This is a genomic window from Actinomycetospora chibensis (genome assembly GCF_028737215.1).
GTDB classification, from domain to species: domain Bacteria; phylum Actinomycetota; class Actinomycetes; order Mycobacteriales; family Pseudonocardiaceae; genus Actinomycetospora; species Actinomycetospora chibensis.
Genome location: NZ_JAQZAM010000006.1, coordinates 91221 through 112532 on the forward strand (window position 1 = coordinate 91221; position 21312 = coordinate 112532).

Below are 21312 nucleotides of genomic sequence, written 5' to 3' on the forward strand. Positions count from 1 at the left end.
AACCCGTAGCGCTACCGCGCAAGATGTTCCTGCCCGTGGAGGAGCAGGTGACCGGGACGCTGCGCCGCCGACCCCGTCCGGCACCCCCACAGCGCCGTGCACCCGCCGACGCCGAAGACCGCGGCCACCGCGACACCGGCCGCCGGGCTCGCCGACGCCTCCGCCACGAGCCCGGCCGTCCCCGGGCCCACCAGACCGCCGGCGGCAGCCGCGAGGTGCAGCACGCCGAGACGCCGACCGAAGCCGACCACCCCGAACAGCTCGGCCGCCGTCGCCCCGGTGAGCCCGACGAAGGTTCCGTGCGCCCCGCCGAACACCAGCGCGAACCCGGCGAGGGCCGCCACGGAGTGCGCCGGGGCCCACAGGCCGAGGCTCAGGGTCATCGTCACGGCCCCGGCCCGGAAGACGGCGAAGGCGCCCCAGCGGGCGACGGCCGGCACCACCGCCAGCCGGGCGGCCAGGCTCGCCGCGCCCGCGGCCGCGACCAGGGCGGCGCCGGTGGCGAGGTCGATCCCCCGCAGGGCGGCGAATGGGGCGAGGTGCACGAACGGTACGAACATCGCGGCGGACAGCCCGACGGCGCCCAGGCCGAGACGCCGGAACCCGCGGTCGGCGAGGACGGCCCGCAGGCCCGGTTCGGGCGCGGCGGGCGAGCCGCTCCCCGTCCCGCCGGCGGGCGCCGCGGGAAGGCACGCCCCGAGCACGGCGGCGGCCACGGCGGCGAGCACGACGGCAGCGCCCCGCAGCCCGAACAGCGCGACCAGGGCCACCGTCGCCGGCGGAGCGATCACCGTCGCCAGCCCCGCTCCCGCGGTCGCCACCACCAGGGCCGGGCCGCGGTGGCGCTCGAACGCGACCCCGACGGCCGCCTGCAGCGGGACGAACAGGCAGCCCGCCCCGCCGCCGACGCCGAGCACGAAGCCGGCGGCCGCCACCGGGAGGCCGGGCGCCGCGGCGAGGACGAGCAGGCCGCCGGGTACCAGGATCGCGGCGAGCGCGACCAGCGGGCGGGCGCCGTGGCGCTCGGCGAGCGGTCCGGTGACCGCCCCAAGGGCGAGCATCGTGGCCAGCGTCGCGGCGAACACCACCGACGCCGTCCCCGTGCCCACCCCGAACGTGGTGGCGAGGGGCCCGGCGAGCGCACCGGTCCCGGTGGCGAGCCCCAGGCCGACCGCGGTCGCGGCCACGGTCGCCGCCAACAGCCGGCCGGGTGACGCCGGAGTCACCACGATCGCCCCGGCGCGGGCCGGAAGTACTCCCCGGCGATCGAGGCCCGGTAGCGGTCCACGCCCACCGCGGCCTCGAGCCCGGCGGTCTGGGTGGCCTGGGCACGCAGGGCGACGAGCTTGCGGTCCAGGAGCTCTCCGTCGAGTTCCAGGGCGACGGCGAGCTCGGCGTCCGGGCAGGGCGCGAAGGCGTCGCCGGCGTCGTCCATCGGCTCGACGAACTCGGCGAACCTCCGCACCCAGGCCTCGGTGACAGCCGCGTGCAACACCTGCGGCGTCGCCGGCACGCGCTGCAGCGCCCGGTCGGTCCAGGCCGAGACCGCGCGGTGGTCCCGGTGCCCGGTGATCCCGTCGGGCCCGAAGGTCAGGACGGTGTCGGGGGCGACCTCGGCGACGATCGCGGCGAGCTCGTCGACGGCCTCCGCGCCGGGGTCGGCGACGAGCGCGCCGTCGAGGTGGCACCGCCCGCTCGCGTCACCGAGGAACCGGTGCTCGATGCGGCGACGGACGGGGTCGAGCGCGGTGAGGCTCGCCGAGATCTCGCGCGACCGCTCGGCGGCGAGGCGGGCCGGCGACCAGCGGGCCGGGTCGTCGGTGCCGTGCTCGCCGCGGGTGGCGGAGACCACGACGACCCGTCGGCCGGCGGCGACGGCCGCGGCCAGGACGCCGCCGGAGAGGTAGAGCTCGTCATCGGGGTGGGCCCAGATCCCGAGCACGGTGCCGAGGGCGGCGACGTCGTCGGGGGTGCGGACGGGACGGGTGGTGGTCGGGGCGCTCACGGCGGTCTCCGGTCGACGGCGGGGTGGGACGCCGTCGAGACTCGGACCGGTCGCTGTCAGCCGGCGTGCACGGCGCTGTCACGCCCCGCGAGGTGGCGCGCGATCGCCGTGCGGGCCAGCACGAGGGCCTGCTCGCGGTCGGGCGCCCGCTCCGGCGGGACACGGCCCCGCCCGCGTAGGTCGTCGTGGGCGTCGGGGGCACGGTCGGCGGCCGCGTCGAGCAGGTCCGCCGTCCCGGCGTCGCCGAGGTTCCGGAGCAGGTCGGCGAGGTTGCGCAGGGTGACCCACTGGTGGCTCCAGTTGCCGCCCGCGGCCCAGTGGTCGATCACGTCGCGGTACCCGACGAGCGCGGCCCCGATCCGTCCGGACCGCGAGCGCAACGACGCCAGCCCGACCGCCGCGATGGCCTCGAGGAACGTCGACCCCACGCTCCGGGCCCGGGCCATCGCGACGCTGTAGCCCTCCTCCGCGGCGTCGGTGCGGCCCTCGACGCTGTCGATCTCGGCCGTGACGTAGGCGGCGAGCCCGAGCAGCGACGGCACGTCGCCGGTGGGCAGGAGGGCGGCGAGCTCGCGGGCCTTGCGGGGGTCGCCGCCGTAGAGCGCGGCCAGCGCGCCCACGCCCGGCTCGGGGCGGGGGCGCTCGGCGAGGCCCCACGCGGCGACGTCGTGGGTGACCGCGTCGTCCCAGGCGCCCCGGCTCAGTCTCGCCTCGCCGAGGGCGGCCAGGCAGACACGCCGCCCCTCGTCGTCGCGGGCGCGTGCGAGCCCCCGGCGGGCGAGACGCTCGGCCTCGACGGCGTCCCCGCGCAGGTAGGCGTCGTGGGAGGCGTGGCCCCACACGCGCGACTCGAACGGGTGCCCGGCCAGCGCCGGGTCGTCGACGAGCTCGGTGGCCAGGGCGCGGACCTCGCGCAGGTCCTGCCAGTAGGCGATCTCGGCGAGCGAGACCGCCACGGCTGCGGCCGAGTCCAGGTCGCCGCGGGTCCGAGCGAGGCGCCACGCGGCCCGCAGGTTGCCGAGCTCCCGGCGCAGCACCGGCCCGACGACGGCCTCCTGGGCGGTCAGCGCGGTGCGCTCCGCCCACGCCGCGAGCTCCACCGCCCACCGCACCACGTGCCGGTCGGCGGCGTCGACCTCCCCCGCGGCGACCAGCCGGTCGCGGCCGAAGGCGCGCAGGGTCTCGAGCAGCCGGTACCGGGTGCGCCCCGACGGTTCGGTTCCCACCTCCACCATCGAGGCGTCGACGAGACGCGCCAGCAGGTCCCCCGCGTCACCGGCGAGCCCGAGCGCGGTGGCCACCCCCTCCACCGCGATGAGGTCGACGCCGTCGGCGAACGCCGACAGGTGCCGGAACAGGCGCTGCTCCTCGTCGGTGAGCAGGTCGTAGGACCAGGCGACGGTGGCTCGCAGCGTCCGGTGCCGGGCGTGCAGGGCGCGGCTGCCGAGCAGGTCCAGCGCCCGGTCCAGGCGGAGAGCGAGCGCGGCCGGGGCGAAGGTCGACAGCCGCCCGGCCGCCAGCTCCACGGCCAGCGGGAGGCCCTCGAGCCGGCGCACGATCTCGGCCACCTCGCGCAGCTCGTCGGCGGAGAACGAGAGGTCGGGGCGCACGCGGCGGGCGCGGTCGAGGAACACGGCGACGGCAGCGTCGTCGGGCAGCGGGGCGAGGCGCACGACCGCCTCCTCGGCCAGCCCCAGCGGCTCGCGGCTCGTGGTGAGCAGGGTGACCCCCGGGCAGCGCTCGAGGAGCTCGACCACCAGGTCGCGGACGGCGTCGAGGAGGTGCTCGCAGTTGTCGAGCACCAGCAGCCGCGGCGACGCGTCCAGCACGTCGAGGCAGGCGGTGAGGACGTCGCCGGTGATGGAGCCGAGGCGCAGCGCTGCGGCCAGCGCGTCCGGGATCCCCGCGGCGTCGGTGATCGCCGCGAGCATCAGGGTCGCCGCGTCGGGGTGGCGACGGGCGAGCTCGCGGGCGATCCGCGTCTTGCCGACCCCGCCGGTGCCCACGACGGTGACCAGCCGCTCGGTGGTGAGCAGGCGGCCCGTCGCGGCGAGCTCCCGATCCCGTCCGTGCAGGTCCGAGGGCACCGAGGGCACCGGCGGCACCGGCGGCGCGGGCACGACGATCTCCGGCACCGCCACCGGCCCGGCCGCGCCGGCCGCCACGTCGCTCTCGAGGGCGGCCAGCGCCGGCGAGGGGTCGAGGCCGGTCTCCTCGGCCAGCCGCGCCCGGAACTCCCGTGCGGTGCGCAGCGCCCGCGGCGCCTGCCCGGTGGCGGCCAGGGCCCGCACGAGCAGCAGGACCGCGGGCTCGCGCAGCGGATCGTCCGCCACGGCCTCGGCGGCCGGGCCCAGCGCCTCACCGGCGGCGCCGGCCGCGATCAGGGCGTCGGTGAGGCGGTCGGTCACGTCGCACCAGAGCTCGTGGGCGGCCTGTGCCACCGCCCGCAGGGGTGGCACCTCCACGAGGTCAACGAGGGCGGTCCCGCGCCAGGACCCCCGCGCCTCGCGCAGCAGCGCGGCCGCCGTGGCGGGGTCCGCCGCAACGAGGTCGCGGGCCCGGTCGCGGAGGTCGCGCACCCGGCGCAGGTCGAGCCCGTCGTCGTCGAGGTGCAGCCGGTAGCCGCCCTCGTCGGTGGTGAGGCGGGGTGCGGCGGCGCGGAGGTCGGCGCGCAGCCGCGACACGTGGCTGTGCACCGTGGCGCGCGCGGACTCCGGCGGATCGTCGGGCCACAGAGCATCGACCACCTGCTCGACGGAGACGGTGCGCCCTTCGGCCAGCGCGAGCAGTGCGAGCACGACGCGGCGCTTGGGCCCGCGCACCTCGACCGACGCGCCGTCGACGCTCAGCCGCAACGGCCCGAGCACATCGACCCGGACGGCCTCAGCAACACCCATCACCACTCCTCGTGGCGAGCATGCCGTGCTGTCAGCGCGGTGCAAGGGGCGTGCCAGCCGATCGGAGCAGCGTTCGCCGCGTCGGACCACCCACCGCAGTCGAGCGCACCACGGCGGCTGCGACGTCGTCACCGACCGCGCGGCTACCGCGGCCGACCGCGACGGCGCGCTCGTCGCGCCTGACCACTCCCTGCCCGGCCCCTTCGGAGGACCCCATGACCACGACCGTCACGACGCACGACCAGACCCTCGTCGCCGACCTGCGCGCGACCCTGACGGGCGACGTCATCGATCCCGCCGACCACCGCTACGACCAGGCCCGCCGGGTGTGGAACGGGCTGATCGACCGCCGTCCCGCGGTGATCGCCCGGTGCGCGTCGCGCGCGGACGTCGTCGCCGCCCTCGCCGCCGCCCGGACCCACCGACCCCCGGTGAGCATCCGGGGCGGCGGGCACCAGATCGCCGGGAGCGCCGTCTGCGACGACGGCCTTGTGATCGACCTGTCGGAGATGACCGCCGTGACCGTCGACCCGTCGAGCCGCACCGCCCGCGTCGAGCCCGGGGCCCGGTGGGCCGACGTCAACATCGCCACCCAGCGCCACGGCCTCGTCGTGCCCGGGGGCGAGGTGTCCGAGACCGGCGTCGCCGGGCTCACCCTCGGCGGCGGCATGGGCCACCTCCAGCGGGCCTACGGCCTGAGCTGCGACGCGCTGCGGTCGGTCGAGATCGTCACCGCCGACGGGACGGTGCGCACCGCCGACCGCGACGAGCACCCCGACCTGTTCTGGGCCGTCCGCGGCGGCGGGCGGGGACTCGGTGTCGTCACCGCGATGGAGTTCGTGCTGCAGCCTCTCGGCCCCGAGGTGGCACAGGCGCTCGTGCTCTACCCGTACGACGACGCGGAGCGTGTGCTGGCGGCGTGGCGGGAGCTCGTACCGCGGATGCCGGAGACGGTGTCGCCGGAGTTCGCGCTCTGGGGCATCCCGCCGGACCCGGGGTTCCCGGCGGAGATGCACGGCGCGCCGGTGGTCATGGTCGCCGGCCTGTACGCAGGTCCCGCACAGGAGGGTCTCGAGGTGCTCGCGCCGCTGGCCCGCCTGGGCACGCCGCTGGTGGATGCCACCGCGATCACCGACTACGTCACCAGCCAGTCCGGCTCCGACCCGCTGTTCCCGGCCGGCGCGCGGTACTTCTTCAAGTCGCACTTCCTCGAGACCTTCGACGACGACGCGGCCGCCGCCGTGCTCGCCGCGGGCGCCGCGCGGCCGACGCCGCAGTCGCTGGTGATCGTCCGGACGATGGGCGGGGCGATCGCCCGTGTCGGCGAGGACGAGAGCGCCTTCGCCCACCGCGCGGCAGGCTTCAACGTCAGCATCGACGCGGGATGGACCGACGCGGCGATGGACGACGCCGCGATCGGCTGGGCGCGGCGGGCGTGGGACAGGCTGACACCGTCGGCGACCGGCGGGGTGTACGTGAACTTCGCCGGCCTCGACGAGGACGCCCACCGGGACGCGGTGTTCGGCGCCCACGCCGCCCGGCTCGACGCGATCCAGCGCACCTATGACCCCGACGGCATCCTCACCGCCGCGGCCGCGCGGCACTGAGCTCGCCCGGACACGGGCGAGGGGCACCTTCGACCGGCTAGATCGATCGAAGGTGCCCCTCGCTCGGAGACAGGGCGGGGTTCAGCCCTGCCGCGGCGGCGGGATGACGTTGCCGGCGGGGACGATGTTCTGGTTGGTCCGGAACAGGTTGTCCGGGTCGTAGCGGCCCTTGATCTCGACGAGGCGGTCGTAGTTGCCGCGGTACGAGGCGCGGATGCGCTCCTCGCCCTCCTCCATCATGAAGTTGATGTAGGCGCCGCCCGCGGAGTACGGGTGCAGCGCCTCCCAGTAGTCGCGGGCCCAGCGCGTGATCGCGTCCGCGTTGGCGGGATCGGGGTCGACGCCCACGATGACCCCGGACCACCCGCCGTCGCGGTACGGGAAGGCCGTCGCGTCCTCGGGCACCTGGGCGGCCGCACCGTCGATCGGGTAGAGGTGCATCGTCGACAGGCCGCTGGGCAGCACCTCGGCGAAGCGTCGGTGCACCTCGATCGCCTCGTCGCTGATCTCGGTGAAGACGTCGCCCTTCCAGTACCACTGCAGCCCGGGCGGGAACAGCGGGTCGAAGGCCGCCTGCAGCGCCGCGTACGGCATCGGCTGCACGCCGACCATCAGCGGGGACCCGAACGTGCGCACCGGCTCGAGCACCTCGTCCGCCCGCTCGCCCGGACCGGTGTAGCACCAGACGATGGCGCACACCGTCCGTCCCCACAGGTCCTCGGGGAACGGCGGGCCCGGCGGAACGGCCACGACCCCGATCCACCCGCTGAGCTCGGTCGGCAGCGAGGGCAGCAGCTCGCGGTACCAGCGCATGACGTCCGCGAGGTCGTCGATCGCGTAGAACACCGGACCGCCGACGATCGTCCCGGCGTCACCGACGGGATGGCAGCGGAAGGTGAACGAGGTGACGACGCCGAAGTTCCCGCCGCCACCGCGCAACGCCCAGAACAGATCGGGGTGGCCGTCCTCGGAGGCCGTGACGAACGAGCCGTCGGCGAGCACGACGTCGGCCGAGAGCAGGTTGTCGACGGTCAACCCGTAGCGACGGGTCAGGTAGCCGGTCCCCCCGCCGAGGGTCAGCCCGGCCACACCCGTGGTGCCGACGATCCCCGACGGCGTCGCCAGCCCGAACGCGCCGGTGGCGTGGTCGACGTCGCCCCACACGCAGCCGCCCTCGACGCGCACGGTCCGCTGCTCGGGATCGACGCGGGTGCCGCGCATGAGCGACAGGTCGAGCACCAGCGCGTCGTCGGTGACGCCGAGCCCCGCGGCGTGGTGCCCGCCGCCGCGTACGGCCAGGGTCAGGCCGTGCTCGCGGGCGAAGTGCACGCCGGCGATGACGTCGGCGACGTCGCGGCACTGGGCGACGGCGGCCGGGCGCTTGTCGATCATCCCGTTGTAGACGGCCCGGACCCTGTCGTAGTCGGGGTCGGCGGGCAGGACGAGCCGGCCACGCAGACCGGCGGAGAGGTCGGTCCAGGGGACGGTGGCGCGTGGGGCGGTGGTGGTCACGTGGGTCTCCTGCGGGTCGGACGGTCGGCGAGGGACCGACGGTCCCCGGGCGGCGTTCGCGCAGCGTTCGCGCCGGACCGTCGCATCACCCGTATGGCCGTGAGGCCCTCGAACGCTCCGTGAGCGCGGTCGGATCGATGTCCCGGAGGTCGGCGTGGCACCGCCGCAGGAGGGCGGTGCTGCCGTGCTCGCGGGCCAGGTCCGCCGCGGCCCGGAGGCGTTCGACGGCACCCGGGGCGTCGTCGAGTGCCGCGCGCCGGCGCAGCACCTCCGGGAGCCACCACACGTCGTGGCGGGACCGGGCGTCGGCGATCGCCGCGTCGAGCACCGCCCGTGCCTCGTCGCGACGTCCCCGCCGCAGCGCGATGTCGGCGACCAACGTGAGCCAGTACGGCATCCGGAAGAACGCCCCCGTCGCCCGCAGCCCGTCGATGCCGCGATGTGCGGACTCGGAGCCCTCCGCACCCCCGCGCGCCCAGCCGGAGAGCACGGGCCCCCACTCCCGGTAGTACGCGAAGCCGTAGCGCTCGCACAGCTCGGTCAGCTCGGCCACCGACGCCTCCAGGGCCGGGCGGTCGTCGCGGAACTGGTGGGTGACCGCGTCGTAGGCCAGCGCGACGGCGACGCTGTAGGGGTGCTCGATGCGGCGTGCCCGCGCGACGGTCTCCGTGGCGGTCCTGCGGGCCCGCTCGTCGTCGCCGAGCAGCCAGTGGGCGTGGGCGGCCCACCCCGCGCCGTGCACGTCGAGGCGGGTACCGACGCTGAGCGACACCGTGTCCGCCGTCTCGGCGACCACCGCGAAGTGGTGCAGCGCCCGCCGGGGCCGCCCGAGGGCGAACGCCGATCCGGCCGCCGCGAAGTGGGCGTGCGCGACGAGGGCAGGGGCGCCGTCGGCCATCGCGACGACCCGCGTCGCGATCGCCTCGGACTCGCCGATGGCGCCCGCGACGAAGCGGGTGATCCAGAGCCCTACCAGCGCGGACAGCTCGGCGTCCTGGTGCCCGATCCGGTGGGCGAGCGCCACCGACGCCTCCAGCGTCTCCCGCACGACCGGTGATGCGTACCCGTGGCGCGCGTTGAGCGGAGCGGCCAGGGCGTCGCGGAGGGCGAGCTCCTCCTCATCGCGGTGCCGGCCCGGCGGCATCGCCCGGACCAGGAGCAGCGCCTCCCGGAGAAGCCGGATCGCCTCGCCGTGGGCGAAGCGCGAGGCGGCGACGTGGGCGGCCCGCCGGTACGCCGACACCGCCTGCTCCGGGCGCCCGCTCCGCGCGTGGTGGCGCGCCAGCCGCACCGACACCGCGTCGAGGTCGTCGGCGTGCAGTTCCTCGAGGGCGTGCGCCAGGCGGCGGTGCAGCAGCCAGCGGGTGGGCGGGCTGGCCAGCGCGTCGGCCGCCTCGCGCAGGAGGTCGTGCGAGAAGTCGAAGCCGCTCGCCGTCTCCCGGACGATCCGGCGGCGCCAGAGCTCGTCGAGCGCCCGGACCACGGCCTCGGCGTCCAGCTCGCTGGCCTCCACGAGCAGGGCGAGGGTGAACTCGCGTCCGACGGCAGCAGCGAGGACGGCGACGTCGCGGGCGGTGGGGCTCACCTCCTCCAGGCGGGCGCGCAGCATCGCGGCGAGGTCCCCCCGCGCCGGGCCCGCCGTGACGCCGGCGCCGCTCACGGCCTCCACGACGTGCAGCGAGAGACCGCCCGTGACCGCGTGCAGGGCCTCGGGGTCGTCGGGGGGCCGTCCGCTGACCGCCGTGGCCAGCCGGGCGGTGGCGGCGGCGTCGAGCGGGTCCAGCGTGAGCTCCGACGCCACACCGGTGGCCCGCATCCGCGGGAACCATCCGTCGACCGCCCCCGGGTCGTCGTGGGCGGTACCGACGACCAGCAGCGACGAGTCGCCGGCCCGCCCGAGGAGGTGGGCGAGGAAGGCGACGGTCTCCTGGTCGCCCCACTGCAGGTTGTCCAGCACCAGGAGCAGGGGCCTCCCGACCTGCAGGAACGCCTGCGCGAGCCCCTCGGAGAACCGGTGGCGCCGCCACGCGTCGGCCATCGCGCGCGCACCGTCGACGAGGCCCGGCTCCGCCCGCCCGGCGCGGGGGACGAGCCGCTCCACCTCGACACGCCAGACGGGATCGAGGGCTTCGGCGGCGGCGTGCACCGCCGGCACCCGGAGCCAGTCCGCGACCGGGGCGAGCGCCAGCCGATCCGAGGTGCCGTAGCAGCCCGACTCCGCCACGACGCCGTCCCGCTCGCGGACGAGGGTGGCGAGCTCGGCGACCAGTCGGGTCTTGCCCACCCCCGCCTCGCCCCGGACGAGGACGAGGCCCGGCTCGCCGGCGACGGCGCGACGCCAGGCCCGGGTCAGCACGGCGAGCTCCGCCTCGCGGCCGACCAGCGCGGGCGTCCCGCGGGCCCGGGCCTCGACCGGGGTCGCCCCGTCGCCGTCGGGGGAGCTGGTCACGGCGGCGAGCGCCCGTCGCGTGTCGGCGTGCGGGGCGACGCCGAGCTCGCGGCCGAGCACCGACGCGCAGCGCTCGTACGTGCTCACCGCGCCGGCGCGGTCACCCTGGGCGAGCTGCAGCTCCATGAGCGCCCGGTGCCCGGCCTCCTCCAGCGGCCTCAGCCGCACCCGGCGGCGCGCGACGTCGACCGCCGCCGTCAGATCGCCGGTGCTCGCCAGCGCGTCGGACAGCAGCCCGCACAGACGCGCGCAGCGGTTCTCGCGGTCCTCACGCACCTCGCGCGCCCACTCGTCGTCGACGCCGGGCAGGAACGCACCGCGGTACTGCGCGAGCGCGGCGGCGGCGTGGCGCACCACCGCGGCGGTGTCGTCCCGCGTCGCCGCGTCGAGGGCGGCCCCGGCCTCACGGTCGAAGACGCGCAGGTCCACGGCCACCTCGGCCACGTCCTGCCAGGCGAGACCGGCGGTGTCGGCCCGCACGACCGGGGCGTGCTCGAGGGTGTGGCGCAGGTGGTGCAGCTCGCGGCGCAGGTTGGTCAGCCCCTGGGCCGCCGGAGTCGGGCCAGAAGAGGGCGGCGAGGCGCGGACGGGGGACGACGGTGCCGGCGTGCGCCACGAGGTGGGCGGCCAGCGCGATCCCCCGTGACGACCGGGCTCGCGGGCCGCCCTCCTCGTCGGCGATCACCTGCTGGCCGAGCAGCGCGACGTGCAGCATCGGAGGCCTCCCCCCAGGGTCACCCAGGGTGGCGACGCCCTCGGTCCCCGACCAGCAACGAGCAACGGCCTCCCACTGTTCGTCACCGGATCGTGACGAACAGCGGGAGGCCGTTGGGCTGTCAGGGTGAGACCGGGGCGGGGTGAGGTCAGGCCGCGCGCGACACCAGCAAGGCGCCGGCGCCACCGTCGCCCTGCTCGTCGAGGTCCACCGACACCGTGTCGCCCTCGCGGACCTCGCCGCTCAGCAGGGCCTTGGCGAGCTGGTCGCCGATGGCCGACTGCACGAGCCGGCGCAGCGGGCGCGCCCCGTAGAGGGGGTCGAAGCCCTGCAGCGCGAGCCACTCGCGGGCGGCGTCGCTGACCTGCAGCGTCAGCCGGCGGGCGGCCAGCCGGGCGCCGAGGCGCTCGAGCTGGATGTCGACGATGTGGGTCAGCTCCTCGGTCGAGAGCGCGTGGAAGACGACCACGTCGTCGAGCCGGTTGAGGAACTCCGGCTTGAACGACCGCTTGACGGTCTCCATCACCTTCTCGCGGCGCCCGTCGTCGTCGAGCGTGGTGTCCATCAGCGCCGCCGACCCCAGGTTCGAGGTCAGCACGAGGATCGTGTTGCGGAAGTCGACCGTGCGGCCCTGGCCGTCGGTCAGACGCCCGTCGTCGAGGACCTGCAGGAGCACGTCGAAGACGTCCGGGTGGGCCTTCTCGACCTCGTCGAGCAGCACCACCGAGTACGGGCGCCGCCGGACGGCCTCGGTGAGCTGGCCGCCCTGGTCGTAGCCGACGTACCCGGGCGGGGCACCGACGAGGCGGGCGACGGAGTGCTTCTCCCCGTACTCGCTCATGTCGATGCGGATCATCGCCCGCTCGTCGTCGAACAGGAACGCGGCCAGCGCCTTGGCCAGCTCGGTCTTGCCGACGCCGGTCGGCCCGAGGAACAGGAACGACCCGGTGGGACGGTCCTCCTCGGAGATCCCGGCCCGCGCGCGGCGCACCGCGTCGGACACGGCGCGCACGGCCTCGGCCTGCCCGACCACCCGGCGGCCGAGCTCGTCCTCCATGCGCAGGAGCTTCGCGGTCTCGCCCTCCAGCAGACGCCCGGCGGGGATGCCCGTCCACGCCGACACCACGTCGGCGACGTCGTCGGGGCCGACCTCCTCCTTGAGCATCACCGGGGCGGCCGACGCGGCGTCGGCGGCGGCGAGCTCCTTCTCCAGGGCCGGGATGCGCCCGTAGCGCAGCTCGGCGGCCCGGCCGAGGTCGCCGTCGCGCTCCGCGCGCTCGGACTCCCCGCGCAGGGTCTCGAGCTGCTCCTTGAGCGCGCGCGTCGAGTCGATGGCGTCCTTCTCGCCCTGCCAGCGGGCGGTCAGCGCGTCGAGCTCCTCGCGCCGCTCGGCGAGCTCGGCGCGCAGCGCGGTGAGGCGCTCGGCGGACGCGGCGTCGGACTCCTTCGCCAGCGCCATCTCCTCGATCTCGAGGCGGCGCACGGCGCGCTCGACCTCGTCGATCTCCACCGGCCGCGAGTCGATCTCCATGCGCAGCCGCGAGCTGGCCTCGTCGACGAGGTCGATGGCCTTGTCGGGCAGGAAGCGCGCGGTGATGTAGCGGTCCGAGAGCGTCGAGGCGGCCACCAGCGCGGCGTCGGTGATGCGCACGCCGTGGTGGACCTCGTAGCGCTCCTTGAGCCCGCGCAGGATGCCGATGGTGTCCTCGACGCTCGGCTCGCCCACGAGGACCTGCTGGAAGCGGCGCTCGAGCGCGGGGTCGTGCTCGATGTGCTTGCGGTACTCGTCGAGCGTGGTCGCGCCGACCATGCGCAGCTCGCCGCGCGCCAGCATCGGCTTGATCATGTTGCCGGCGTCCATGGCGGACTCTCCGGTGGCGCCGGCCCCGACGATCGTGTGCAGCTCGTCGATGAAGGTGATGACCTGGCCCGCGGAGTCGGTGATCTCCTGCAGGACGGCCTTGAGCCGCTCCTCGAACTCTCCGCGGTACTTGGCCCCGGCCACCATCGAGCCCATGTCCAGGGCCACGACGCGCTTGTTGCGCAGCGACTCGGGCACGTCCCCGGCGACGATGCGCTGGGCCAGGCCCTCGACGATCGCGGTCTTGCCGACGCCCGGCTCGCCGATGAGCACGGGGTTGTTCTTGGTGCGCCGGGAGAGGACCTGGACGACACGCCGGATCTCGGCGTCGCGACCCACGACGGGGTCGAGGTCGCCGGACCGGGCTCGTTCGGTGAGGTCCTGGCCGTACTTCTCCAGGGCCTGGAAGGTGCCCTCGGGGTCGGCGGACGTGATCCGTCCCGACCCGCGCACCTTCGCGAACGCCTCCTGGAGCGCCTCGGGCGTCGCACCGTGGCGGGTGAGCACCTCGCCGGTGCGCCCACCGGCCGCGGCGAGCCCGACCAGCAGGTGCTCGGTGGAGACGTACTCGTCGCCCATGTCGGCGGCGAGCGTCTGGGCGTGCTGGAGCACGCGCGCGGTCTCGCGGTCGAACTGCGGCGCCGCGACGCTCGAGCCGCTCGCGCTCGGCAGGCCCGCGAGGACCTTGCCGACGTCGGCCCGCACCGCCGACGGGTCCGCCCCCACCGCGCGCAGCAGCGGTTCGGTGAGGCCGTCGGTCTGGTCGAGCAGCGCGCCGGCGAGATGGGCCGGCGAGACCTGCGGGTGACCGTCGACGGTGGCCGCCCGGACGGCGGCCGACACCGCCTGCTGGGTGCGGGTGGTGGGGGTGAAGTCCATGGCGGGGGTCCTCCTGCGTGACGTACGGATCGGGCAGCCCACCAGCCGCCCAATGAACTTGAGTCTACCTGGCTCAACTTCGCTGACGTGGGGTTTGTTCCCGGCGATTCCTCGCCGTTCGGTCACCCACAGCGACGACGATGAGGAGCCTCGTTCCGGGACGTCGTCGCTGCTCAGCGTGGCCGCGGGCGCCGTCCGACGCCGGTGGGGGTCGGACGACGACACGATGATGGGGACCCTGCGTGACGGCCACGAACGGGCTGTCATAGTTGTCCGGACACGCGAGGCCCGGTCGCAACGACGGGGGCCGCGCTATGGGGGGCTGGGGAGAGGTAGGGGGCATGTCCGCGGAGCCGCTGCCGGGAGACGGTCCGGCCGACCCTGCCCCCGCGCCCTTCCTGCGCCCCTCACCGACCGTCCGGCCCGGACCCCGGCGCCTCGCCCCGGTCCGCCCCGTCCCGGCGCCCCCGACGACGCCGATGGTGCGCCCGGGACGGCACGCCGCGCCGGACCCGGACGACGGCCCGGCACCGAGCGCCGCGCCGGTCGCACCGCCCGCACCCGCACCTCCCGCAGCCCCTCCCGCACCCCCGACCCCCGAGGCGGACGCCGCACGCCGGGTCCGCGAGGCGTGGGAGGAGGTCGGGCCGCAGGTCGACGAGCTCGCCGACTGGTTCGCAGCGCTGCTCTTCAGCCTCGACCCCGGGTCGCGGGCGCTGTTCCCCGCCCGGGTCACCGAGCCGGCACGCCGGCTGCTGCGCTCGCTCGTGCTGGCGATGAGCACCGTCGACCGTCCCGCCGATCTCGCCGCGCTGCTCGAGCCGCTCGTGCGCGAGCACCGCGCGCTGGGCCTGCGCGCCGAGCAGTACGAGGCGCTCGGCGTGGCCCTGATCGGCGCGATGCGGCGCTTCGGCGGCGTCGCCTGGGACGACGCGGCGGAGCACGCCTGGGTGCGGGCGTTCTCCCTGGCCGCGGGCCCGATGGAGGACGCGGCGCGCGCGGCCGGGGACGCGGCGCCCGCCCTCGCCGAGGCCACGGTCGTGGGCCACCGGCGCGTGGGCTGGGACCTCGCGGTGCTGCACGTCGCGCCCGACCGGCCCGTCCCGCACCGCGCCGGGCAGTACCTGACCGTCGAGATCCCGCAGCGCCCGCGGATGTGGCGCGCGCTCAGCCCGGTGACCGCGCCGCGCCCGGACGGCCTGTTGGAGTTCCACGTCCGCGCCGTCGAGGGCGGCTGGGTGAGCCGGGCGATGGTCGCGCACACGGCGACGGGCGATCGCTGGCGCCTCGGTCCGGCGTCCGGGCGGCTCGGGCTCGGCCCGCGCAGCGACCGCGAGGTGCTCATGGTCGCCGGCGGGACCGGCGGCGCGCCGGTGCTGGCCCTGTGCGAGGACATGGCGCGGTGGACACGGCCCCGACCCTGCACGGTGTTCCTGGGCGGGCGGGTGCCCGACGACCTCGTCGTGCTCGACCGCCTGCGGGCCCTCGCCGAGGTGCAGCCCTGGCTCGCGGTCGCCCCCGTGTGCGAGGACGACCCGCTCGACCCCGAGACACTGCCGGGGACGTTGCCCGACGCCGTGGTGCGCTCCGGCGACTGGTCGGGCCACGACGTGCTGCTCTCCGGCTCACCGGGGATGATCCGCGCGACGGCCCAGGCGCTGCTCGTCGACGGCGTGCCGCTCGATCGCATCGCGTACGACCCGTTCGCTCAGTAGTCGCCGCCGGAGAGTGCGGCCGGACTGATCACTCGTGCCGATGACGCGGACCCGGTTGCCAGACGACCACCGACTGGGTCCGCCGGGCCGGCAGCCGGTCGCCGCGTGACGGGGCCTGCTCCGCGGCGGTGCGCCAGCGGGCCAGCTCCTCGGTGACCTCGGCGAGCCGGTCGGTCAGCGCGCCGACCTCGCGCTCGAGCTCGATGATCCGCTTGATGCCGGCGAGGTTGACGCCGTCCTCCTGCGAGAGCCGCTGCACCTCGCGGAGCACGGCGATGTCGCGCACCGAGTAGCGCCGCCCGCCGCCGCTCGCGCGGCCGGGGCTGACGAGACCGATGCGGTCGTAGCTGCGCAGGGTCTGGGCGTGCATCCCGGCGATCTGCGCCGCGACGGAGATGACGAAGACCGGGGTGTCCTCGTCGGCCCACGTCGGGAGGGCGGGCATGGACGGGGCGCCGAGCGGGGCCGGCCACGGCCCACGCTCGTCGGCCCCGCCCTTGCCCCCGCTCATGACGCGGTCTCCCTCCGGGCAGCGGCCTCGGCGCGCCGCGTGAGGTCGGCCCGCGGGTCGTGGTCGGCCGTCGCCTCGACGTACGCGTCGAGGGCCTGGCGCGCCGCGGAGCTCAGCCGGCTCGGCACCGCGAGCTCGAGGGTGACCAGCAGGTCGCCGGTGCGCCCGTCCTTACGGTGCACCCCGCGCCCGCGGACCCGCAACGTCCGGCCACTGTTGCTCCCCGCGGGGACCTTCAGCGAGACCTTGCCGTCCATGGTGGGCACGGTGATCGTCGTGCCGTCGACGAGCTCGGGGAACGTCACCGGCACGGTGAGCGTCAGATCGTCGGCGTTGCGCTCCGAGCGACCGAACAGGTCGTCGGAGTTGACGTGCACGACGACGAACAGGTCGCCGGGCGGGCCGCCGCGACTGCCCGGCTGCCCCTGACCGGCGAGGCGGATGCGCTGGCCGTCGTCGACGCCCGGCGGGATCCGCACGGTGAGGGTGCGCGAGCGGGTGCTCACGCCGTCGCCGCCGCACTCGGGGCACGGCTCGTCGACGATCGACCCGGTGCCCGAGCAGTCGCGGCACGGCTCGCTGAACGCGAACGCGCCCTGGCTGCGCGAGACCACGCCGGCGCCGCCGCAGGTCAGACACGTGCGGGGGCTGGTGCCGGGCTTGGCGCCGTTCCCGCCGCAGGTCGTGCAGCGCGTCGGCGAGGCCAGGCGCAGCGGCAGGGTGGTGCCGCCGACCGCCTCGGCGAAGTCGATGCGCACGTCGGTCTCGACGTCCGCGCCGCGCTGCTCGCGCGGACGGGTGCCGCCCATGCCGGGCGTCGGCCCGGCGGTGGCGCCGGCGCCGCCGCCGAACAGCCCGCCCAGGAGGTCGCCGAGACCGCCCGCACCGGGCTGGCCCGCGCCGCGGGCGCCCCCGCCCCCGAAGAGGTCGCCGACGTCGAAGCCGCCCGAGAACCCGGTGCCGCCGGCGCCCGCGCCGGCCCCGGCGCCGCGACCGCCGCCGAACCCGCCGAAGCGCCCGCCCGAGAACATCGTGCGCGCCTCGTCGTACTGCTGGCGCTTCTCCGGGTCGGAGAGCACGCCGTAGGCCTCGCCCGCCGCCTTGAAGCGGGCCTCGGCCTTCGCGTCGCCGGGCTTCGCGTCGGGGTGGTTCTCCCGCGCGATCTTGCGGTAGGCCTTCTTGACGTCGTCGGCGGAGGCGTCCTTGGTCACACCCAGCTCGCGGTAGTAGTCCTTCTCGACCCAGTCACGGGCGCTCATGTCGGAACTGCTCCTTCCGCGGGGCCGGGGGGACGGGTGTGGTGATCAGGACGTGCCGGCGTCCGCCGGCTCCGACGTGGTGTCGGCGGCGGGCGCGGTGCCGTCGGAGTCGGTGACCGCGACCATCGCCGGGCGCAGCACCCGGTCGCCGAAGCGGTAACCGCGGCGCATCACCGTGGTGACGGTCGGGCCCGAGACGTCCGGGGAGGTGTCGTGGGCGACGGCCTCGTGCACCGACGGGTCGAAGGTGTCGCCCTCCGCACCGAAGGGGGTCAGGCCGGCGCGCTGCAGCGTCTCGGTGAGACGGTCGGCGACGACCTTGAACGGGCCGGTCAGGTCGCCGTGGCTCGCGGCGCGCTCGACGTCGTCGAGCACCGTGAGCAGCTCACCGGCCACGGACGCCTTCGCCGACGCCACGGTCGACTCGCGCTCGCGCTCGGTGCGACGGCGGAAGTTGGTGAACTCGGCGGAGACGCGCTGGAGGTCGGCGGTGCGCTCGGCGAGCTCGCCGCGCACGCGCTCGAGCTCCGGGTCGGCGCTCTCGGCAGCCCCGCCCGAGGTCGCGGTCCCGCCCGCGGCGGCGTCCGAAGCACTGGCGTCCGCGGCGGCCTGGGCCGCCCGCGCCTCACCGGCGAGCCCGTCGAGGGCCCCGGGGGCGGGCGTCGCGGCGTCGTCCGTGGCGCCGTCGCCCTGCGGCGTACCGGCGGACGCGTCCTGACCGGAGGTGGGCACCCCGCCGACACTGGAGTCGGTGGCGTCCTGCCCGACGACCGGATCCTGCACTGTGACCTCCTCGAGAGGGTCCCCGGCGCCGCGGCGCCGGGGTGAGAACGATGGGGGGAGAGCGTGCCGGAGCCGGCGGGGCCGCAGGAAGCCTGCGGCCCCGCCGGTCGGGTCACTTCTTGTCGTCGTCGACGATCTCCGCGTCGACCACGTCGTCGGCCCCGTCGGCCGCACCCGCGTCGCCGGCAGCCCCGGCGGCACCCGTGGCGCCGCCCTCGGACTGCTGCTGGGCGTAGAGGGCCTGCCCGAGCTGCTGGGACTCGGTGGCGACCTTCTCCGAGGCGGCCTTGATCGCCTCGGTGTCCTCACCCTGGAGGGCGGTCTTCAGCTCGCCGACGGCGGCCTGGACCTTCTCCTTGATGTCCGACGGCAGCTTCTCGTCGTTCTCGGAGATGAACTTCTCGGTCTGGTAGACCAGCGTCTCCGCCTGGTTGCGGGTCTCCGCGGCCTCGCGACGCTGACGGTCCTCGTCGGCGTGGGCCTCGGCGTCCTGGACCATCCGGTCGATCTCGTCCTTCGAGAGGGCCGAGCCGCCGGTGATGGTCATCTGCTGGGACTTGCCGGTGCCCTTGTCGACGGCCGAGACGTTGACGATGCCGTTGGCGTCGATGTCGAAGCTGACCTCGATCTGCGGCACGCCCTGCGGGGCGGGCGGCAGATCGGTGAGCTCGAACATGCCGAGCTTCTTGTTGTAGGCCGCGATCTCACGCTCGCCCTGGAAGACCTGGATCTGCACCGACGGCTGGTTGTTCTCGGCCGTCGTGAAGACCTCGGACTTCTTGGTCGGGATCGTCGTGTTCTTCTCGATGAGCTTGGTCATGACGCCTCCCTTGGTCTCGATACCGAGGGACAGCGGCGTGACGTCGAGGAGCAGGACGTCCTTGACGTCACCGCGCAGCACGCCGGCCTGCAGCGTGGCGCCGACGGCGACGACCTCGTCGGGGTTGACGCCCTTGTTGGGCTCCTTGCCCCCGGTGAGCTCCTTCACCAGGTCGTGCACCGCGGGCATGCGGGTCGAGCCCCCGACGAGCACCACGTGGCTGATCTGGCCCACGGAGATGCCCGCGTCCTTGACCACCTGGTTGAACGGCTTGCGGCAGCGCTCGAGGAGGTCCGAGGTGATCCGCTGGAACTCGGCGCGCGAGAGCGTCTCGTCCAGGAAGAGCGGGTTCTTCTCGGCGTCCACCGTGATGTAGGGCAGGTTGATGCTGGCGCTGGAGGAGCTGGAGAGCTCGATCTTCGCCTTCTCCGCGGCCTCGCGGAGACGCTGCATCGCCATCTTGTCCTTGGACAGGTCGATGCCCTGGGAGCTCTTGAAGCGGTCGACCAGCCAGGTCATGATCCGCTCGTCCCAGTCGTCGCCACCGAGGTGGTTCTCACCGTTGGTGGCCTTCACCTCGACGACGCCGTCGCCGATCTCGAGCAGGGACACGTCGAACGTGCCGCCACCCAGGTCGAACACCAGGATGGTCTGCTCGGTCTCGCCCTTCTCCAGGCCGTACGCCAGGGCCGCGGCGGTGGGCTCGTTGACGATGCGCAGGACGTTGAGGCCCGCGATCTGGCCGGCCTCCTTGGTGGCCTGGCGCTGCGCGTCCTCGAAGTAGGCCGGGACGGTGATCACCGCGTCGGTGACCTCCTCGCCCAGGTAGGCCTCCGCGTCGCGCTTGAGCTTCTGCAGCGTGCGGGCGCTGATCTCCTGCGCCGTGTACTTCTTGTCGTCGATCTCGACGGCCCAGTCGGTGCCCATGTGCCGCTTGACCGACCGGATCGTCCGATCGATGTTGGTCACCGCCTGGTTCTTGGCCGACTGGCCCACCAGGACGTCGCCGTTCCGGGCGAACGCAACCACCGACGGGGTGGTGCGGCTTCCCTCGGAGTTCGCGATGACCGTCGGCTCGCCGCCCTCCAGGACGGCGACCACCGAGTTCGTGGTGCCGAGGTCGATGCCGACCGCTCGCGCCATGCTGACGTCTCCTCTCGAGACCGGGGATGTCGTTGAGTGTTCTTCGCTCAAGTATGACCCGGATGCCGTGTCGCGCAAACCGAACCTGAGTCCGTCGCGCTCAAGTGTGTCATCCGGGCCAACGGAGCATCGCACGGACTTGTTCCCGACACGCTCAACTCCGTCGGGAAAGCGTCGTCAGGCCCGGTCGGAGCCGGTGCCCGGGCGGGTCGCGAGGGGCAGGAGCTCGCCCTCGTCCCACGTGACCTGGCGGGTGCCCAGCGGCACGCCGGTCTGCTGGGCCTCCATCATCTGCCCGTTGCCGAGGTACATCGCCACGTGATGGATCGTGTCGGGATCCGACTGGTCGTAGGCCCAGAAGAGCAGGTCGCCCGGCTGGGCCTGCTCGACGGCCACGTGCGCGCCGGCCTTGTACTGGTCCCGGGAGACGCGCGGCAGCACGATCCCGGCGCGCTCGTAGGCCCGCAGCATCAGCCCGGAGCAGTCGTAGCTGCTCGGCCCGGTGGCGCCCCACACGTAGGGCTTGCCGGTCTCGGCCGTGGCGAACTCGATCGCCGTGCGCGCGACACCGGGCGGGAGCGCGGCCGCGGGGCCCGGGCCCGCCTGGGCCGCCGGCACGCACTCCTGGATCGCGCCGGTCACCCCCGCGAGGTCGGCGACCAGGCTGTTCGCCAGCGACTCCCACTTGGCGTAGGCGTTGGGGAACGCCGAGCGCTGCACGATCTGCGCCGCCCGCGTGACGGGCATCGTGTCCCAGCCGGGCACGGTGAGCAGCCGCTCGAGGAACGTCCGGGTCGCGTAGACGGGGTCGCGCACCTGCTCCGGAGACCCCCAGCCCTGGCTGGGCCGCTGCTGGAACACGCCGAGCGAGTCGTGGTCCACCGCGACGTCCATGCCGACGGTGCCCATCTGCGACTCCTGCATCGCCGTGGCGAGGGCGACCACCCAGCCCCGCGGCGGGATCGCCATCCCCTTGGCGACCCCGATGATCGTGGCCGCGGTCTGGCGCTGCACCGCGTCGAGCTCCGCGGAGGTCTGCGGGACGTCCGCCGACGGCGGCGCGCCCGTCCCCGCCTCGCACGTCGTGGCCTCCTCGCCGTCCTCGCCGCCGCCCACGAACTGCCCGACCACGAGCAGCCCCGCGGCCATCACGACG

General features: G+C 75.3%; 13 protein-coding genes. 2 read left to right on the top strand and 11 right to left on the bottom strand.

Going from position 1 to position 21312, the window contains the following annotated elements:
• Nucleotides 1-11: 11 nt before the first annotated feature.
• From PH189_RS10905 to PH189_RS10915, 3 genes are read right to left on the bottom strand one after another with little or no spacing between them, the layout of a single operon-like run.
• The gene (locus PH189_RS10905; RefSeq protein ID WP_274188807.1) at nt 12-1199 is read right to left on the bottom strand and encodes an MFS transporter; all 1188 of its coding nucleotides are present in this window, start codon (nt 1197-1199) and stop codon (nt 12-14) included.
• A gap of 23 nt (nt 1200-1222) precedes the next feature.
• Complete coding sequence (locus PH189_RS10910) at nt 1223-2005, bottom strand: PIG-L deacetylase family protein (protein WP_274188808.1); 783 nt, start codon at nt 2003-2005, stop codon at nt 1223-1225.
• A 56-nt stretch (nt 2006-2061) separates the two neighbouring features.
• Nucleotides 2062-4902: an AfsR/SARP family transcriptional regulator gene (locus PH189_RS10915; protein WP_274188809.1), complete on the bottom strand. Its 2841-nt coding sequence runs from the start codon at nt 4900-4902 to the stop codon at nt 2062-2064.
• 215 nt (nt 4903-5117) lie between these two features.
• Between PH189_RS10915 and PH189_RS10920 the strand changes: the two genes are divergently transcribed.
• Complete coding sequence (locus PH189_RS10920; RefSeq protein ID WP_274188810.1) at nt 5118-6509, top strand: FAD-binding oxidoreductase; 1392 nt, start codon at nt 5118-5120, stop codon at nt 6507-6509.
• Between the two features lie 81 nt (nt 6510-6590).
• Here the strand turns inward: PH189_RS10920 and PH189_RS10925 are convergent, their stop codons facing one another.
• The 3 genes from PH189_RS10925 to clpB all read right to left on the bottom strand — a co-directional run bounded on the left by PH189_RS10925 (nt 6591) and on the right by clpB (nt 13925).
• Nucleotides 6591-8021 carry an FAD-binding oxidoreductase gene (locus PH189_RS10925; RefSeq protein WP_274188811.1) on the bottom strand — a complete coding sequence of 477 codons (1431 nt, stop codon included), beginning with the start codon at nt 8019-8021 and terminating at the stop codon, nt 6591-6593.
• Between the two features lie 85 nt (nt 8022-8106).
• Nucleotides 8107-10950, bottom strand: a complete 2844-nt coding sequence (locus PH189_RS10930; protein WP_274188812.1) for an ATP-binding protein — start codon at nt 10948-10950, stop codon at nt 8107-8109.
• Nucleotides 10951-11333: 383 nt separating this feature from the next.
• Nucleotides 11334-13925, bottom strand: a complete 2592-nt coding sequence (clpB, locus tag PH189_RS10935) for an ATP-dependent chaperone ClpB (RefSeq protein WP_274188813.1) — start codon at nt 13923-13925, stop codon at nt 11334-11336.
• Between the two features lie 341 nt (nt 13926-14266).
• On the opposite strand from clpB, the gene PH189_RS10940 reads away from it, so the two are divergent.
• Complete coding sequence (locus tag PH189_RS10940; RefSeq protein ID WP_274188814.1) at nt 14267-15640, top strand: FAD-binding oxidoreductase; 1374 nt, start codon at nt 14267-14269, stop codon at nt 15638-15640.
• A gap of 28 nt (nt 15641-15668) precedes the next feature.
• Here PH189_RS10940 and PH189_RS10945 read toward each other — a convergent pair whose 3' ends face one another.
• From PH189_RS10945 to PH189_RS10965, 5 genes are all read right to left on the bottom strand, one after another.
• The gene (locus tag PH189_RS10945; RefSeq protein WP_274189042.1) at nt 15669-16085 is read right to left on the bottom strand and encodes a heat shock protein transcriptional repressor HspR; all 417 of its coding nucleotides are present in this window, start codon (nt 16083-16085) and stop codon (nt 15669-15671) included.
• A gap of 62 nt (nt 16086-16147) precedes the next feature.
• Nucleotides 16148-17410 (bottom strand): DnaJ C-terminal domain-containing protein, encoded by a 1263-nt coding sequence (locus tag PH189_RS10950; RefSeq protein ID WP_274188815.1) that lies wholly within the window; start codon nt 17408-17410, stop codon nt 16148-16150.
• 45 nt (nt 17411-17455) lie between these two features.
• Nucleotides 17456-18193 (bottom strand): nucleotide exchange factor GrpE, encoded by a 738-nt coding sequence (gene grpE / locus PH189_RS10955; protein ID WP_274188816.1) that lies wholly within the window; start codon nt 18191-18193, stop codon nt 17456-17458.
• Nucleotides 18194-18305: 112 nt separating this feature from the next.
• Nucleotides 18306-20156 carry a molecular chaperone DnaK gene (dnaK, locus tag PH189_RS10960; RefSeq protein WP_274188817.1) on the bottom strand — a complete coding sequence of 617 codons (1851 nt, stop codon included), beginning with the start codon at nt 20154-20156 and terminating at the stop codon, nt 18306-18308.
• Nucleotides 20157-20333: 177 nt separating this feature from the next.
• Complete coding sequence (locus tag PH189_RS10965; protein WP_417281528.1) at nt 20334-21305, bottom strand: C40 family peptidase; 972 nt, start codon at nt 21303-21305, stop codon at nt 20334-20336.
• Nucleotides 21306-21312 lie beyond the last annotated feature (7 nt).

Bases quoted from the DNA above. Each gene is read 5' to 3' on its own strand.
- PH189_RS10915 (WP_274188809.1), bottom strand. From the start codon at position 4,902: ATGGGTGTTGCTGAGGCCGTCCGGGTCGATGTGCTCGGGCCGTTGCGG.
- PH189_RS10920 (WP_274188810.1), top strand. From the start codon at position 5,118: ATGACCACGACCGTCACGACGCACGACCAGACCCTCGTCGCCGACCTG.
- clpB (WP_274188813.1), bottom strand. From the start codon at position 13,925: ATGGACTTCACCCCCACCACCCGCACCCAGCAGGCGGTGTCGGCCGCC.
- PH189_RS10940 (WP_274188814.1), top strand. From the start codon at position 14,267: ATGTCCGCGGAGCCGCTGCCGGGAGACGGTCCGGCCGACCCTGCCCCC.
- PH189_RS10945 (WP_274189042.1), bottom strand. From the start codon at position 16,085: ATGCCCGCCCTCCCGACGTGGGCCGACGAGGACACCCCGGTCTTCGTC.
- PH189_RS10950 (WP_274188815.1), bottom strand. From the start codon at position 17,410: ATGAGCGCCCGTGACTGGGTCGAGAAGGACTACTACCGCGAGCTGGGT.
- dnaK (WP_274188817.1), bottom strand. From the start codon at position 20,156: ATGGCGCGAGCGGTCGGCATCGACCTCGGCACCACGAACTCGGTGGTC.
- PH189_RS10965 (WP_417281528.1), bottom strand. From the start codon at position 21,305: ATGGCCGCGGGGCTGCTCGTGGTCGGGCAGTTCGTGGGCGGCGGCGAG.